Below are 13,552 nucleotides of genomic sequence, written 5' to 3'. Positions count from 1 at the left end.
CCGCGCGCGCGTCAGCGCACGGTCTTCAGGCGGCGCCCGGCCGGTGCGGCCGCGGGCGTGCCCTCGGGCTTCGGTGCGTCGGGCGTGGCGCTGCGCGCGAGGATGTTGTCGAAACCGACGTTGGCGCGGCCGATGGAGCCGGGCACCTGCAGAAAACGCGCCTCGTAGTGCAGCGCGAGGATCAGCCCGTGGATCTCGAACGCCACCTGGCGCTCGTCGGCGTCGGCGCGCAAATGGCCTTCGCTTTGCGACTGCACGATGGCGCGCAGCACGGCGGCCTGCCAGATGCTGACCGACTCGACCAGCGCATCGCGCACCGGGCCCGGACGGTCGTCGAATTCGGAGGCGCCGCTGATGTAGATGCAGCCCGAGTCGATTTCGGTGGAGGTGCGCTTCATCCAGTTGGCGAACATGGCGCGCAACCGAGGCAGGCCGCGGGGGGCCTTCAGCGCGGGGAAGAACACTTCCTGCTCGAAGCGCGAGTGGTACTCGCGCACCACCGAGATCTGCAGTTCTTCACGCGAGCCGAAGTGGGCGAATACGCCCGACTTGCTCATCTTGGTGATCTCGGCCACGGCGCCGATCGACAGGCCTTCGAGCCCGATCTGGGCCGCCAACGCCAACGCGGCGTCGACGATCACGGCCTTGGTCTGCTGGCCCTTCTGGGCAGCCCGTGCGGGCTTGGCGGGAACGGCGGTGGCGGTCATCGTGGAAATCCCAAATAAAACGAACGGTCGTTCTATTTTGCAGGGACTTCGAACTTTCGGCTTTCAAAAACCTTCTGTTATCAAAGGTTAATTGAAATGGGAAGGGATGGAAAGGGGCCGCAATCGGCCCCTTCCCTTTTTCACATCGATCCGGCCAGGAAAGCCTCCCGGATCAGAAGTCCTGCGACACCGGCCGCACCACCACTTCGTTGATGTCCACGTCGGCCGGCTGTTCCACCGCGTAGACCACGGCACGCGCCACCGCGTCGGCCGGGATCTGGTTGGCCTCGTAGAACGCCTTCACCCCGGCGGCGGCATCGGCGTCGGTGGTGCCGAACTTCAGCTCCGACTCCACCGCGCCCGGCGACACGATGGTCACCCGCACGCCGCTGTTGCCCATTTCCACGCGCAGCCCTTCGGAAATGGCGCGCACCGCGAACTTGGTGGCGCTGTACACGGTGCCGATGGGCGTGAACACCTTGAACCCGGCAATGGACGCCACGTTCAGGATGTGGCCGCTGCCCTGCGCCTGCATGCGCGGCAGCACGGCGGCAATGCCGTACAGCACACCCTTGATGTTCACGTCGATGGTGCGGTCCCACTCGTCGACCTTCAGCTTCTCGATGGGCGACAGCGGCATCACGCCCGCGTTGTTGACCAGCACGTCGATGCGGCCGAAAGCCTCCACGGTGGCCGCGGCCAGCGCGTCGAGGTCGGCGCGCTTCGCCACGTCGGTGGCCACGGCGATCGCCTCGCCGCCGGCCTCGCGGATCTCGGCGACCACCTTGTCCAGGCGCTCGGTGCGGCGCGCGGCCAGCACCACCTTGGCGCCGCGGGCGGCCAGGTGGCGCGCCATCGATTCGCCGATGCCGCTGCTCGCGCCGGTGACGATGGCGACCTTGCCCTTGATGTTGTCTTGAACGGATGTCATGGGAAATTCCTTTCGGGGGTTGAAAAGGTTTGAAGAAGTGCATGCAGTGTGGAAAATCCAGCCGTTCCAGTAAATGAAACTCTGGCGACTTCAGAATTCCTTCGAAAGGAACACTCCATGTCCAACCGCCTCGAAGCCCTGCGCGTGTTCTGCACCGCCGCCGATGCCGCCAACTTCCGCGAGGCGGCCGTGCGCCTGTCGGTGTCACCGCAGGTGGTGACGCGCGCCGTGCGCGAGCTCGAAGAAGAACTGGGCGAGCCGCTGTTCCACCGCAGCACGCGCGGCGTGCAGCTCACCGACTTCGGCAGGCAGCTGGCCGAGCGCGCGCGCACGGCGGTGGTCGGGGTCGATGCGCTCTTTCACCGCACCGACCGGCGCGCGCTCTCGCAGCACGCGGGCACGGTGCGGGTCACGGCGCCCAACGTGTTCGGCCGTCGGCTGATTCCCCAGGCGCTGGCGCCTGTGCTGGCCGCGCACCCGGGCCTGGTGCTCGACCTGCGGCTGTCGGAGCAGCATGCCGACGTGGTCGACCAGCAGATCGACATCGGCGTGCGCGCCGGGCCCATCCGCGACGCGCGCTTCGTGGCGCGCACGGTCGCGAAGATGCGGCTGTACGTGGTGGCCGCGCCGTCGCTCATCGCGCGCACCGGCGTGCCGAAAAATCTCGACGCGCTCGCGTCGCTGCCGCTGACCGCGCTCATCGACCAGAGCTCGGGCCGGCCGTGGTCGTGGTTCTTCAGCAAGGGGCGGCAGATGCCGGTGGTGTCGCCGGCCTTCGTGACCAACGACGTCGATGCGGAATGCGCGGCGGTGCTGGCCGGCATCGGCTTCGGCCAGCTCGTGGGGCCGCTGGCGGAGCCGCTGCTGCAGTCGGGCGCGCTGGTTCCAGTGCTGGAGGCCGAGGCGCCCGAGCCCTGGCCCATTCATGTCTACCGCTCGCAACGCGCGCCGGTGCCGGCGCGCGTGCGGCTGGTGTACGACGAACTGGTGCGGGCGCTGCGCTGAAGCGCCGGCCCAGCCGCACTTTTAGTCGCAGTTTCAGTCGTAATTTCAGTCGTACTTTTGGCCCGTGCGCATCAGCTCCGGCGTGCCGATCACCTCGTTGAGCGCGTCGAAGTCCAGCATCTGCGCGCGCCACGGCTGCGTGGTGCGGTGCTGGTGCAGGCTGGCGTAGTAGCCGCGCAGCGTGTGCACCACCGCGCGCGCGGTGCCGCCCGGGAAGATGGCGATGCGAAAGCCGTGCTTCTGCAGCGCGTCCGCATCCTGGATCGGCGTCTTGCCGCCTTCGACCATGTTGGCCAGCAGCGGCACGCGGTGCGCGAAGCGGCTGCAGGCCGCGTCCATCTGCTCGGGCGAGCGCAGCGCCTCGATGAAGAGCGCGTCCACCCCGCATTCGAGGTAGGCCTCGGCCCGGTCCAGCGCGGCGTCGAGCCCTTCGACGGCCACGGCGTCGGTGCGCGCGAGGATGAGCGTGTCGGCCGAGGCGCGCGCATCCAGCGCGGCCTTCAGCTTGCCGACCATCTCGCGCTGCGGCACCACCGCCTTGCCGTCGAGGTGGCCGCAGCGCTTGGGAAAGGTCTGGTCCTCGATCTGCACCATGGCCGCGCCCGCGCGCTCGAAGCCGCGCACCGTGCGCTGCGTGTTCAGCGCGTTGCCGAAGCCGGTGTCGGCATCGACGATCACCGGCAGGCTCACGCGCTCGGTGATGCGCGCCAGCGTGTCGGCCACCTCGGTGAAGGTGGTCAGGCCCACGTCGGAGCGGCCCAGCCGCGTGTAGGCGATGGACGCGCCCGACAGGTACAGCGCCTCGAAGCCGGCCTGCTCGGCCACCAGTGCGCTCAGCGCGTCGTACACGCCAGGGGCCAGCACGATGTCGTTGCGCGCCAGCCGGGTCTTGAAGTTCTCGGTCGTCATGCGGACGCCTCCTTGGATCGAATGAGCGCGGCCGCCGTGTGCGCCGCGATGTAGCCCCCGGCCACGGCGCTCAGCAGCCCGTTGCCGGAGAGGTAACCCCACACTGCGTCGCCCGAGACGCCGCCCGCCGCGCCGCCCGCTGCGAGCAGGTTGGGCAGCGGCGCACCGTCTTGCCGCAGCACGCGCATGTCGGGCGCGGTGTCGAGGCCGCCCTGGGTGTGGAACAGCGCGCCGGTCACCTTGACGGCGAAGTACGGCGCATCGAGCCCGCGCGCGAACACGCGGCCGTCGGGTGCGGGCGTGGCGGCGCGCATCGCGTCGAGCGTGGCCTGCAATGCAGCCGCCTCGCAGCCGATGCAATCGGCCAGCGCCGCCACCGAGTCGCAGCGGCGCAGCGCGCCCGCCGCCTCCGCGTCGCAGAAATCGGGAAAGCCGCGCGCCAGGGCCAGCAGCGGCGTGTCGAACACGTTCCACGCGATGCCGCCCGGCTGCGCGAGCACATGCACCGCGGCCTCCGAGTAGCCCTGCGTCTCGTCGTGGAAGCGACGGCCTTCGCAGTTGAGCTGCACGCCGCCTTCCATCATCACGGCCCACGACATCAGCGCGCCCTGCGGCGTCACCCACGAGCCGTGGCCCTGGTAGCCGCCCAGGTCGCGCAGCCGCGCGCCCAGCGCCTCGCCCCAGAGGATGGCGCTGCCGTCGTTGCCCACGTGGCCGCCGAAGGTGGCCTCGGCCATCTCGGGCAGCAGCGTGCGCACCATGCGCGTGTTGCCGCCGAAGCCGTTGCAGGCCAGCAGCAGCGCGCCGCAGCCCAGCGTCTCGTGCCGGCCGTCGGGGCGCAGGTAGTCGATGCCGATCACCTGGTCTTGCGCGTCGAGCACCAGCGTGTCGACCACCGCCTGCGTCAGCACCGGGACGCCCGCGGCCTCCACCGCCGCCTGCAGCGCCGCCATCAATGCGGCGCCCGTCTTCTGCGGCAGCGCGTGCATGCGGTGCACGCCGTGGCCGGGATAGAGAAAGCCGTCGAGCAGCGTCCACGCCAGGCCGTGGCGCTCCTGCAGCGCATCGAGCGCGGGGCCGATGGCGTTCGCATACGCATCGACCAGCGCGGGTGCCGCCCGGCCGTGCGCCTTGGCCTGGATGTCCGCCGCGAAACGCGCGGCGCTGTCGTCGGCCACGCCGTGTGCGCGCTGCGTGCGCGTGCCGGGCGCGGGAATGAAGCCCGACGAGAGCGCGGTCGATCCGCTGGGCAGCGCGTCGCGTTCCAGCACCACGCAGTCGATGCCCGCGTCGGCCAGCATCAGCGCGGCCGTGAGCCCGCAGGCACCGCCACCGACGATGGCCACCGCCACGTGCACCTCGGCCTCGACCGCGACCGAGGCCGCACGGCGAAGGGTGCGCACAGGCTGCGTCATGCGATCGAATCGATGAAGGCCTGGCACGCCGTCACCTCGGCCACGTTGCGCATGTCGGCCAGCGAGGTGTCGTGGCGCTCCTCGCCGAAGGCCGCGCAGCCGTCGCCCAGCACCAGCGTGCGGTAGTCGCGCATGTGCGCGTCGCGCACCGTGCTGGCCACGCCGCCGTTGGTGACGATGCCGCACACCGCCACGGTGTCGATGCCCGCGCGCCGCAGCACCCAGTCGAGCTGCGTGTTGAAGAAGGCCGAGTACGCGACCTTGCTCACCGTGACATCGACCAGCCCCGCGAGCGCATCCACGTTCGCCTGGCCCCAGCTGCCGGGCGCGAAGTCGCCCTTGGCCAGGTACGGGCGCAGCGCCTTCAGGTGGGGCGACACCATCGGCTCGCCCCGGGCGTCGGGCCACAGCGTGAACTGGCTCGCGACCACCATGCCGCCCGCCGCCTTCAGCGCGCGCGCCACGGCGGCCACGCGCCCGGGCAGCAGCAGCGCGGGCGGGTTGGTGTCGCCGCCCCGCGCATAGGCGCCCTTCGCGTCGAGGAAATCGTTCTGCAGGTCGATGACGACCAGCGCCGTCTTCGCCCCGATGACCTTTGCGCCTTCGCTCATGACGGCCTCACCAGCAGGTTGCCGTGCGCGTCGACTTCGGCATGGAAGCCGGGCTCCAGCCACACGGTGGTGTCGGCCTGCTCCAGGATCGCGGGGCCGTCGATGCGCGCGGCCACCGGCAGTTCGAGCCGGGCGTAGCGCACCGCGTCGTGCCACCGGCCCTGGTGGAACACGCGCTGCGTGCCCAGCGGCGCGGTGCTGCCCTCGCCTTCCGGCGCCAGCACCTTCAGGTCGAACTTGGGCCGCACGCCGATGCGCGCGTAGCGCAGGTTCATCACGCGAATGGCGATGCCGTCGAGCACGCGGCCGAAGGCGGCGGTGTAGGCCGCCTCGAAGGCCGAGCGAATCGATGCGGCCGTGAGCGGCGCCTGGCCCTCATCCGCCAGCACCACCGGCAGCGTGTGCGTCTGGCCGGCGTAGAGCATGTCGAGCGCAACCACTTCCTTCACCGCGTCGAAGCGCACGCCCGAGGAATCGAGCCGCTGCTGGCAGCTGGCCGCCAGCGCGTCGATGCGGCGCTGCACGTCGGCCACGTCGAGCTCGGCCAGCGGCTTGTTCAGGGTCTGCACCGCGTCGTGGCGCATGTCGGCAATCACGCAGCCCAGCGCGGAGGTCACGCCGGGGTAGCGCGGCACGATGCCGGTGGTCACGCCCACCTCGCGCATCATGGCGCACACATGCAGCGCGCCGCCGCCGCCGAAGGGCATGTAGGCGAAGCGGCGCGGGTCGTGCCCGCGCTCGATGGACACGAGGCGGATGGCGCCGGCCATGCGCGCGTTCGCCACGGTGAGGATGGCTTCGGCCGCCGCGTGCACGTCGAGCCCCAGCGGGCGCGCGACGTGTTCCTCGATGGCCTGGCGCGACTTCTCGGCGTCCAGCGCGGCGAGCAGCCCGCCGCCCAGCGGACGGTCGGCCGCGATGCGCCCCAGCAGCACGTTGGCGTCGGTCACCGTCGGGCGCATGTTGCCGCGCCCGTAGCAGGCCGGGCCGGGCACGCTGCCGGCCGACTCGGGGCCCACCTGCAGCATGCCGCTCGCGTCCACCGACGCGATGGAGCCGCCGCCCGCGCCGATGGTCTCGATCTGGATCATGGGCGAGCGGATCACCATGCCGAACTCGATGGCGGTCTGCGCGGCCAATGCGGCCTCGCCGTTGGCCACCAGCGACACGTCGAACGACGTGCCGCCCATGTCGCCCGTGATCGCGTTCGGAAAGCCCGCCGCCCGCGCGATGGCCGCGCAGGCGATCACGCCCGCCGCCGGGCCCGACAGCGCGGTGCGCACCGGCAGGTCGCTGGCGGTCTGGCGCGACATCACGCCGCCATTGCTCTGCACCACCAGCAGTTCGCCGGCGAAGCCCTGCGCGCGCAGGTCGCTTTCGAGCCGGCCCAGGTAGCTGCCCACCACCGGCTGCAGCGCGGCGTTGAGCGTGGCGGTCGAGCAGCGTTCGAACTCGCGGATCTCCGGCAGCACCTCGCTGGCCGAGGTCACGTGCGGGTTGGGCCACAGCTCGCGCACCGCGGCCACGGCCAGGCGCTCGTTCTCGGGGTTGGCGTAGGTGTTGATGAAGAACACGCACACCGCCTCGCAGCCGGCTTCGAGCAGCGAGCGCGCTTCGGCGCGCACCTGTTCGAGGTCGACCGCGGTGTGCAGCGTGCCGTCGGCCAGCACGCGCTCGTCCACCTCGCGGCGCAGGTCGCGCGGCACCACGGGCTTGAAGCTGCCGCGCAGGCCCCAGGTCTCGGGCCGGTCGCGCCGGCGCATCTCGAGCACGTCGCGAAAGCCGCGCGTGGTGATGATGCCGGTGCGCGCCACCTTGCGCTCCAGCAGCGCGTTGGTGCCCACGGTGGTGCCGTGCACGATGGTGGCGATGGCCGCGGCCGAATCGGCCACGCGCGCCACGCCGTTCATGAAGCCGCGCGCTTCCTCGCCGCGCGTGGAAGGCACCTTGACGATGCGCGCGGTGCCGTTGGCCTCGTCGAGCACGAAGAGGTCGGTGAAGGTGCCGCCGACATCGACGCCGACGACAAGTGATTTACCAGGGGAAGTCATTCGGATGCTTTCTTCTTGCTGTCGGTGCTCACGTAGCCCATGGCCGCGTCGGCCTCGCGCTGCGCGGGGTTGCGTTCGGCGCCATGGCCCCAGCCGCCGCCGCCGGGTGTTTCCAGGCGCACGCGCTCGCCGCGCGCCAGCGCGATGCCGCGCATCTTGGAGACCATGGGCGGCGTGTGCCACTCGCCCGCGTTCTCGTAGCTGAACACGTTCACCGCGCCTTCGCCGCCGCCGGCGATGCCCTTGGGCGGCGAGGTGCCGCGCTCGCCGAAGACGAACACCTCGGCGTCCTTCTCGAGCAGCTCGATTTCATACACCGCCCCCAGCCCGCCGCGGTGCTGGCCGTCGCCGCCCGAGTCGGCGCGCAGCGACCATTCGGTGAAGCGCACCGGGTAGGCGGCCTCCAGGATTTCCAGTGGCGGAATGGTCGCGGTCGAAATCGGGGCGTTGCCGTGCGAGAGCCCGTCGCCGCCCGAGTGGCCGCCATGGCCGCCGCCGAAGAAGCTGAACATCACCCAGCGCTGGCCTTCGCGGCCCTTGTCGCTGCGGTGGCCCGCGATCGACAGCGCGTTGATGGTGCCGTAGGCCTGCGCCACGGCGCGCGTGGGGTCGGCCTGCGCGGCGGCGCTGAAGATCACGTCGATCATGCGCAGGATGGTCTCGGTGTAGCCGCCCACCGGGCGCGGGCGCTCGCAGCTGATGACCAGCCTGTCGGGAATCACGAAATCGACCGCGTCGAGCACGCCGGCGTTGGCCGGCACGTCGGGGAACAGGTGCTTGAGCGCCACGTAGCACGCGGCCACCGCGGTGGCGCGGCTGATGTTCACCGGCCCCGCGCACTGCGCCGAAGTGCGCGAGAAGTCGAGCGTGAGCCGCTCGCCGGCCACCGTCATGTCCAGCGCGATGGTCAGCGGCGTGTTCACGATGCCGTCGTTGTCCAGCACGTCCTCGAAGCTGTAGCGGCCGTCGGGCAGCGAAGCGATGTGCGAGCGCATCAGGCGGAGCGCGCGGGCGCGCAGCTCGCCCAGCGCGCCGAGCACCAGGTCGTCGCCGTACTCGTCGAGCAGGCCGTTCAGCCGCTTCTCGCCCAGCTCCAGCGCGGCGAGCTGGCCGTTCAGGTCGCCCCACAGGCTGTCGGGCAGCCGCGTGTTGGCCTGCAGGATGGCCAGCACGTCGGCGTCGAGCACGCCGTTGCGCACGATGCGCACCGGCGGGATCTGCACCGCCTCCTGCCAGCACTCGGTGGCCGCGGGGTTGTAGTTGCCGGGCACCGCGCCGCCCACGTCGTGCCAGTGCGCGGCCGAGGCCATGTGGCAATAGAGCTTGCCGTTGCGAAAGAAGGGCTTCACCAGCTTGAAGTCGTTGGCGTGCGTGCCGCCGTCGTACGCGTCGTTGCTGATCCAGATGTCGCCGTCCTTCATGCCGCCGCGCGGCTCGGCCGCCTTGGCGGTGGCGCGCACGGCGAAGGCCATGGCGCCCACGAACACCGGCAGGCCCGACTTGCCCTGTACCAGCGTGTCGCCGGTGGCGGCGTCGTACAGGCCGTGGCAGGCGTCGTGCGCCTCGGCAATGATGGGATTGAACGCGCTGCGGTAGAGCGTGGCGTCCATTTCGTCGGCCACCTGTTCGAGGCGGCCGCGCAGCACGGCGAGCGTGACGGGGTCGAGTGTCGGGTTCATTTTTTTCAGTCCACCTTTGCGCCGCTGGTCTTCACGACCTTGGCCCATTTGTCGATTTCTTTCTTCACGTGCGCGGTGAACTCCTTCTGCGTGGAGCCCACCGGTTCGGCGCCCAGCGCGGCGAGCTTGTCGCGCACCTCGGGCAGTTTCAGGATGCGCTGCACCTCGGCCGAGAGCTTGTCCACCACCGGCTGCGGGGTGCCCTTGGGCGCGAACAGGCCCGACCACGCGTCGGCATAGAAGCCGGGGTAGGTCTCCGCGATGGTCGGCAGGTCGGGCAGCGACGGCGCGCGGTGCAGGCTGGTGAGCGCAATGGCGCGCAGCTTGCCGGCCTTGACGTGCGGCAGCGCCGAAGGCAGCCCGTCGACCATCATCTGCACCTGCCCGGCCAGCAGGTCGGACACGGCGGGCGCGCTGCCCTTGTAGGGCACGTGGGTGATATCCACGCCGGCCTCCGACTTGAGCATTTCCATGCCCAGGTGCGCGGCCGTGCCGTTGCCCAGCGACGCGTAGTTGAGCTTGCCGGGCTCCTTCTTCGCGAGCGCGATCAGCTCGGCCAGGTTCTTCGCGGGCACCGAGGGGTGCACCACCAGCACATTGGGCACCACGGCCACCTGGCTGATGGCGACGAAGTCGGCCACCGGGTCGTAGGGCATCTTGGTGTAAAGCGAGGTGTTGATGGCGTGCGAGCCGGTCACGCCCATCACCAGCGTGTAGCCGTCGGCCGGCGACTTGGCCACCAGGTCGGAACCCACGTTGCCGCCCGCGCCCGCGCGGTTGTCGACCAGCACGGGCTGGCCCCAGTGCTCGGCCATCTTCACCGCGACGAGCCGCGCGGCCGCGTCGGTGGCGCCGCCCGGCGGGAACGGCACGACGATGCGGATCGCCTTGGTCGGAAAGTCGCTCGCCTGGGCGGCGGCGGCAAGCGGCAGGCACACAAGGAGCGTGCTCGCGAGGTAGCGCAGGAGTTTCATGGGGGTGGGCCGTGAGAGTAGTGAAGTGACTGGGTCAGGCGACGAGCTGTTGCCACAGCGCGCCGAGGGCGGTACCGGCGGGTGCGTCGAGCACGCCGTCGCAGAAGTGCATGGCGCTGATGGCATTGACGCCATTCAGGCCACCGACGACATCAACGCTATCAACGCCATCGACGGCGTGCGCCGCGTAGTGCGTGAACTTGGCGGCGAGCGCCGCGCGGTCCAGCGGGTGGGCGGCGTCGCCGGCGATGGTGCCGACGGTGTCTTCGCAAGTGCCTGCGCCGTGCGTCACCGTGAGCGTGGCGCCGCGCTGCCCTCGAGCGGTGAGGCCGGCATCGGTCTGGAGCTCGACCAGCGCCTCGAGCCGGCGCAGCTCCGCGTCGTCGAAGCGCGGCGCGGCGTACACCGACGGATCGACATCGCCGAAGCGCAGCATCGCCGCGACGCCGAACGACAGGCTGAACTGCGCCTGGATCGTCGTGCGCGGCGCGCGGTTGCCGCAGTAGACGATGGCTTCCTCGTACACCTCGAGCACGATGCGGCTCACGCCTTGCGTGCCGCCGGCCAGCTGCGCGCGAAGGTTGCGCGCGGCGGTCGCGCCGTAATGCACGTGGCGCACGGCCGCGAAGGGCTTCAGGTAGGCGTCGCGCAACAGCAGGACCGATGCGCCGGGCAGTGGCTGTGGCTGCACGGCCTCCGCCGCGTCGTTCGCAGCGTGGGTCGCCGCGTGGTTCGCGGCATAGTGCGCCAGCGCGCCTTCGGGCGCGTCGATGCCGGCCGCGCTCGCGAAGGCCGCTTGCAGCCCCAGCGACGCGCTGTGGCCCAGGTAGGTGTTGCGCGCGGTGCGGCCCTGCGCCACCGGCAGGTAGAGGCTGGTCGCGAGCTGGCAGGCCGCGATGTCGATCGCCTGCACGATGCCTTCCGGCGCGAGGCCGAGCAGCCGCGCCACGCCCGCCGCCACGCCGAGCGCGGGCCAGTTGGCATCGACGTGCATGCCCGGGCGAATGCGCAGCCACGCGCCGCAGCGCGCGCCCACCTCGTAGCCGAGCACGAAGGCGTCGACGAACTCGCCGAGGCGCGCGCCGCGCTTCAACGCGAGCGGCAGCAGCGCCGCCACCAGCGGCACGCCAGGCCGCCCGTGCGCGAGCGCATGGCCTTCGCAGGCCTCGTCCCAGGTCGCGGCCATGGCGAGCACCTGCGCCGCCGACTGCACGCTCATCGACGGGCCCGCGGGCAGCGAGAACTCGCCGGGCTCGCAGGCGGCAAGCGCCGCTTCGAGCCGCTGCACTTCTTGCGCATGCCGGCCCGCCAGCGCGCAGCCGACGGTGTCGACCAGCAGCCGCCGCGCCTGTGCCGCGGCTTCGGCGCCGGCCGGCTGCGCCGCATGCAGCGCCACCACGGCCTGCAGCACGGCGCGCCGCGCGTCGGGTGCATGGGGTTGCTGGTGGCCGTGTTCGTGTTCAGCGCGCATCGGCTTCTTTCTTCTCGGCCATGCGCCGGCGCAGCAGTGGCAGCAGGCCGCCGGCCTCGACCATGTCCGTCAGGAAACCAGGCACCGGCTCGCAGGCGAGCGTGCGCGCATCGGCGGTGCGCAGCGCGGGCGTGCGGGTGTCGAGCGCGATGCGGTCGCCGTCCTGCAGCGTCTCGGCCTCGGCGCAGGTCAGCAGCAGCAGGCCCACGTTGAACGCATTGCGAAAGTACAGCCCGCTGTACGAGGGCGCGATGACCGCGGCCACGCCGAGCTGCACCAGCACGGCGGCGGCCTGCTCGCGCGAGGAGCCGATGCCGAAGTTGGGCCCGGCCACCAGCACGTCGCCAGCGCGCACCTCGCGCGCGAACTCGGGGCGGATGGCTTCGAGGCAGTGCTTCGCGATGATGTCGATGCCGTGCTTCATCGCATGGCCCGGCGCCAGCGCGTCCGTGTCGATGTCGGCGCCCAGGCGCCACACGCGATGCGTGTCGAGGGTGGTGGGCGCGCTCATGCCAGCACCTCGCGCGGATCGGTGACCTGCCCGCGCAATGCGGCCGCGGCCACGGTGTAGGGCGAACCCAGGTACACCTGCGCGGTGGGCGAGCCCATGCGGCCCTTGAAGTTGCGCGCCGTGGTCGAGATGACGGTGATGTCGTCCCCCATCGGGTCGCCGTAGCCCGAGCACGCGCCGCACGCGGTCGGGAACAGCTCGGCGCCCGCGTCCATCAGCACCTGCAGCACGCCCTCGGCGCGCGCCTGCTCCTGGTCCTGGATGCTGGCGGGCGCGACGATGAGCCGAATGCCCGCCGCCACCTTGTGCCCGCGCAGCACCTGCGCCGCGGCGCGCAGGTCGTCGAGCTTGGCGCCGGTGCACGCGCCGATGTAGGCCACGTCCACGCGGGTGCCCGCATAGCGGCTCACGCCGTGCGAGTTGGCCGGGCTGTGCGGCGCGGCGATGTGGGGTTCGAGCGTGGTGGCGTCGAAGCGGTGGCGGGTGAAGTCGGCCGCTTCGTCGGTGAACCAGCGCGCCAGGTCCGGCCGCGGCGCGCCCGCGCTTTCGAGAAAGGCGGCGGTGGTCTCGTCGGGCGCGATGAGCCCGGCCTGCGCGCCCAGCTCGGCGCTCATGTTCGACAGCGTCATGCGCTCCTGCATCGACAGCGCTTTCACCGCCGGCCCCGCGAACTCCACCGCCTGGTAGCGCCCGCCGTTCATGCCGAAGCGCCCGATCATGTGCAGCATCATGTCCTTGGCGGTCACGCCCGCGGGCAGCGCGCCGTCCCACCACATGCGGATGGTCTCGGGCACGCGCAGCCAGATTTCACCGGTGACGACCACGCCCAGCATCTCGGTGCTGCCCACGCCGAACATGTAGGCGCCGAAGGCACCGCCCGTGGGCGAGTGCGAGTCGCCGCCCACGCACAGCATGCCGGGGCGGATGTGGCCGTGCTGCGGCACCACCACGTGGCAGATGCCCTGGCTGTCGTACACATGCGGCAGCTGCTGGTCGCGCGCCCAGTCGCGCGCGATGCGCACGATGCGCCGCGAGTCGTCGTCGCGCTCGGGCACGTAGTGGTCCATCACGAGCACGATGCGCGAGCGGTCCCAGATCTGCGCGCCCAGCTCCTCGAGCATGGGCTTCAGGCGGCGCGGGCCCGAGGAGTCGTGGAACATGGCGAGGTCGACGCCGCAGGTCACGATCTCGCCCACCGCCACCTGATCGCGGCCGCTGGCGCGCGCGATGAGCTTCTGCGCCAGCGTCTGTGCTGGCTGTACTGGCATCTGCGCTGGCGTCCGTGCCT

At 71.2% G+C, this 13,552-nt stretch carries 12 protein-coding genes; 1 reads left to right on the top strand and 11 read right to left on the bottom strand.

Going from position 1 to position 13,552, the window contains the following annotated elements; translation table 11 throughout:
- Window positions 1-11: 11 nt before the first annotated feature.
- Both QTI51_RS29070 and QTI51_RS29065 read right to left on the bottom strand, forming a co-directional pair.
- On the bottom strand, window positions 12-707 hold the full coding sequence (locus QTI51_RS29070) for a TetR/AcrR family transcriptional regulator (protein WP_116910672.1): 696 nt from the start codon (window positions 705-707) through the stop codon (window positions 12-14).
- A 172-nt stretch (window positions 708-879) separates the two neighbouring features.
- Complete coding sequence (locus tag QTI51_RS29065) at window positions 880-1,638, bottom strand: SDR family oxidoreductase (RefSeq protein ID WP_286516932.1); 759 nt, start codon at window positions 1,636-1,638, stop codon at window positions 880-882.
- 117 nt (window positions 1,639-1,755) lie between these two features.
- On the opposite strand from QTI51_RS29065, the gene QTI51_RS29060 reads away from it, so the two are divergent.
- On the top strand, window positions 1,756-2,643 hold the full coding sequence (locus tag QTI51_RS29060) for a LysR family transcriptional regulator (RefSeq protein WP_286516933.1): 888 nt from the start codon (window positions 1,756-1,758) through the stop codon (window positions 2,641-2,643).
- A 45-nt stretch (window positions 2,644-2,688) separates the two neighbouring features.
- Here the strand turns inward: QTI51_RS29060 and QTI51_RS29055 are convergent, their stop codons facing one another.
- The 9 genes from QTI51_RS29055 to QTI51_RS29015 are packed head-to-tail and all read right to left on the bottom strand — an operon-like array spanning window position 2,689 to window position 13,532.
- Window positions 2,689-3,552 (bottom strand): isocitrate lyase/PEP mutase family protein, encoded by an 864-nt coding sequence (locus QTI51_RS29055; RefSeq protein ID WP_286516934.1) that lies wholly within the window; start codon window positions 3,550-3,552, stop codon window positions 2,689-2,691.
- Entirely contained in the window at window positions 3,549-4,967 is a 1,419-nt protein-coding gene (locus QTI51_RS29050; RefSeq protein WP_286516935.1) for an FAD-dependent oxidoreductase, read from the bottom strand. Before QTI51_RS29050 ends, QTI51_RS29055 begins: the two co-directional genes overlap by 4 nt.
- Complete coding sequence (locus QTI51_RS29045) at window positions 4,964-5,578, bottom strand: cysteine hydrolase family protein (RefSeq protein ID WP_286516936.1); 615 nt, start codon at window positions 5,576-5,578, stop codon at window positions 4,964-4,966. The genes QTI51_RS29050 and QTI51_RS29045 overlap by 4 nt, the downstream gene beginning before the upstream one ends.
- Window positions 5,575-7,629, bottom strand: coding sequence for a hydantoinase/oxoprolinase family protein (locus QTI51_RS29040; protein WP_286516937.1), 2,055 nt, complete (start codon window positions 7,627-7,629; stop codon window positions 5,575-5,577). Before QTI51_RS29040 ends, QTI51_RS29045 begins: the two co-directional genes overlap by 4 nt.
- The gene (locus tag QTI51_RS29035) at window positions 7,626-9,308 is read right to left on the bottom strand and encodes a hydantoinase B/oxoprolinase family protein (protein WP_286516938.1); all 1,683 of its coding nucleotides are present in this window, start codon (window positions 9,306-9,308) and stop codon (window positions 7,626-7,628) included. Before QTI51_RS29035 ends, QTI51_RS29040 begins: the two co-directional genes overlap by 4 nt.
- Before the next feature lie 5 nt (window positions 9,309-9,313).
- Window positions 9,314-10,282 carry a Bug family tripartite tricarboxylate transporter substrate binding protein gene (locus QTI51_RS29030; RefSeq protein WP_116910680.1) on the bottom strand — a complete coding sequence of 323 codons (969 nt, stop codon included), beginning with the start codon at window positions 10,280-10,282 and terminating at the stop codon, window positions 9,314-9,316.
- A 34-nt stretch (window positions 10,283-10,316) separates the two neighbouring features.
- The gene (locus QTI51_RS29025; protein ID WP_286516939.1) at window positions 10,317-11,753 is read right to left on the bottom strand and encodes an MmgE/PrpD family protein; all 1,437 of its coding nucleotides are present in this window, start codon (window positions 11,751-11,753) and stop codon (window positions 10,317-10,319) included.
- Entirely contained in the window at window positions 11,743-12,264 is a 522-nt protein-coding gene (locus tag QTI51_RS29020; RefSeq protein WP_286516940.1) for a LeuD/DmdB family oxidoreductase small subunit, read from the bottom strand. Before QTI51_RS29020 ends, QTI51_RS29025 begins: the two co-directional genes overlap by 11 nt.
- Window positions 12,261-13,532 (bottom strand): 3-isopropylmalate dehydratase large subunit, encoded by a 1,272-nt coding sequence (locus QTI51_RS29015; protein ID WP_286516941.1) that lies wholly within the window; start codon window positions 13,530-13,532, stop codon window positions 12,261-12,263. The genes QTI51_RS29020 and QTI51_RS29015 overlap by 4 nt, the downstream gene beginning before the upstream one ends.
- Between the last annotated feature and the right edge of the window lie 20 nt (window positions 13,533-13,552).

Source organism: Variovorax sp. J22G73, assembly GCF_030317035.1.
In the GTDB taxonomy this organism is placed as follows: Bacteria; Pseudomonadota; Gammaproteobacteria; order Burkholderiales; family Burkholderiaceae_C; genus Variovorax.
The sequence above is the reverse complement of the archived record's forward strand: the minus strand, read 5'-3'. Positions and strand labels throughout refer to the sequence as shown.

Bases quoted from the DNA above. Each gene is read 5' to 3' on its own strand.
- QTI51_RS29070 (WP_116910672.1), bottom strand. From the start codon at position 707: ATGACCGCCACCGCCGTTCCCGCCAAGCCCGCACGGGCTGCCCAGAAG.
- QTI51_RS29025 (WP_286516939.1), bottom strand. From the start codon at position 11,753: ATGCGCGCTGAACACGAACACGGCCACCAGCAACCCCATGCACCCGAC.
- QTI51_RS29020 (WP_286516940.1), bottom strand. From the start codon at position 12,264: ATGAGCGCGCCCACCACCCTCGACACGCATCGCGTGTGGCGCCTGGGC.
- QTI51_RS29015 (WP_286516941.1), bottom strand. From the start codon at position 13,532: ATGCCAGTACAGCCAGCACAGACGCTGGCGCAGAAGCTCATCGCGCGC.
- QTI51_RS29035 (WP_286516938.1), bottom strand. From the start codon at position 9,308: ATGAACCCGACACTCGACCCCGTCACGCTCGCCGTGCTGCGCGGCCGC.
- QTI51_RS29055 (WP_286516934.1), bottom strand. From the start codon at position 3,552: ATGACGACCGAGAACTTCAAGACCCGGCTGGCGCGCAACGACATCGTG.
- QTI51_RS29030 (WP_116910680.1), bottom strand. From the start codon at position 10,282: ATGAAACTCCTGCGCTACCTCGCGAGCACGCTCCTTGTGTGCCTGCCG.
- QTI51_RS29040 (WP_286516937.1), bottom strand. From the start codon at position 7,629: ATGACTTCCCCTGGTAAATCACTTGTCGTCGGCGTCGATGTCGGCGGC.
- QTI51_RS29045 (WP_286516936.1), bottom strand. From the start codon at position 5,578: ATGAGCGAAGGCGCAAAGGTCATCGGGGCGAAGACGGCGCTGGTCGTC.
- QTI51_RS29065 (WP_286516932.1), bottom strand. From the start codon at position 1,638: ATGACATCCGTTCAAGACAACATCAAGGGCAAGGTCGCCATCGTCACC.
- QTI51_RS29060 (WP_286516933.1), top strand. From the start codon at position 1,756: ATGTCCAACCGCCTCGAAGCCCTGCGCGTGTTCTGCACCGCCGCCGAT.
- QTI51_RS29050 (WP_286516935.1), bottom strand. From the start codon at position 4,967: ATGACGCAGCCTGTGCGCACCCTTCGCCGTGCGGCCTCGGTCGCGGTC.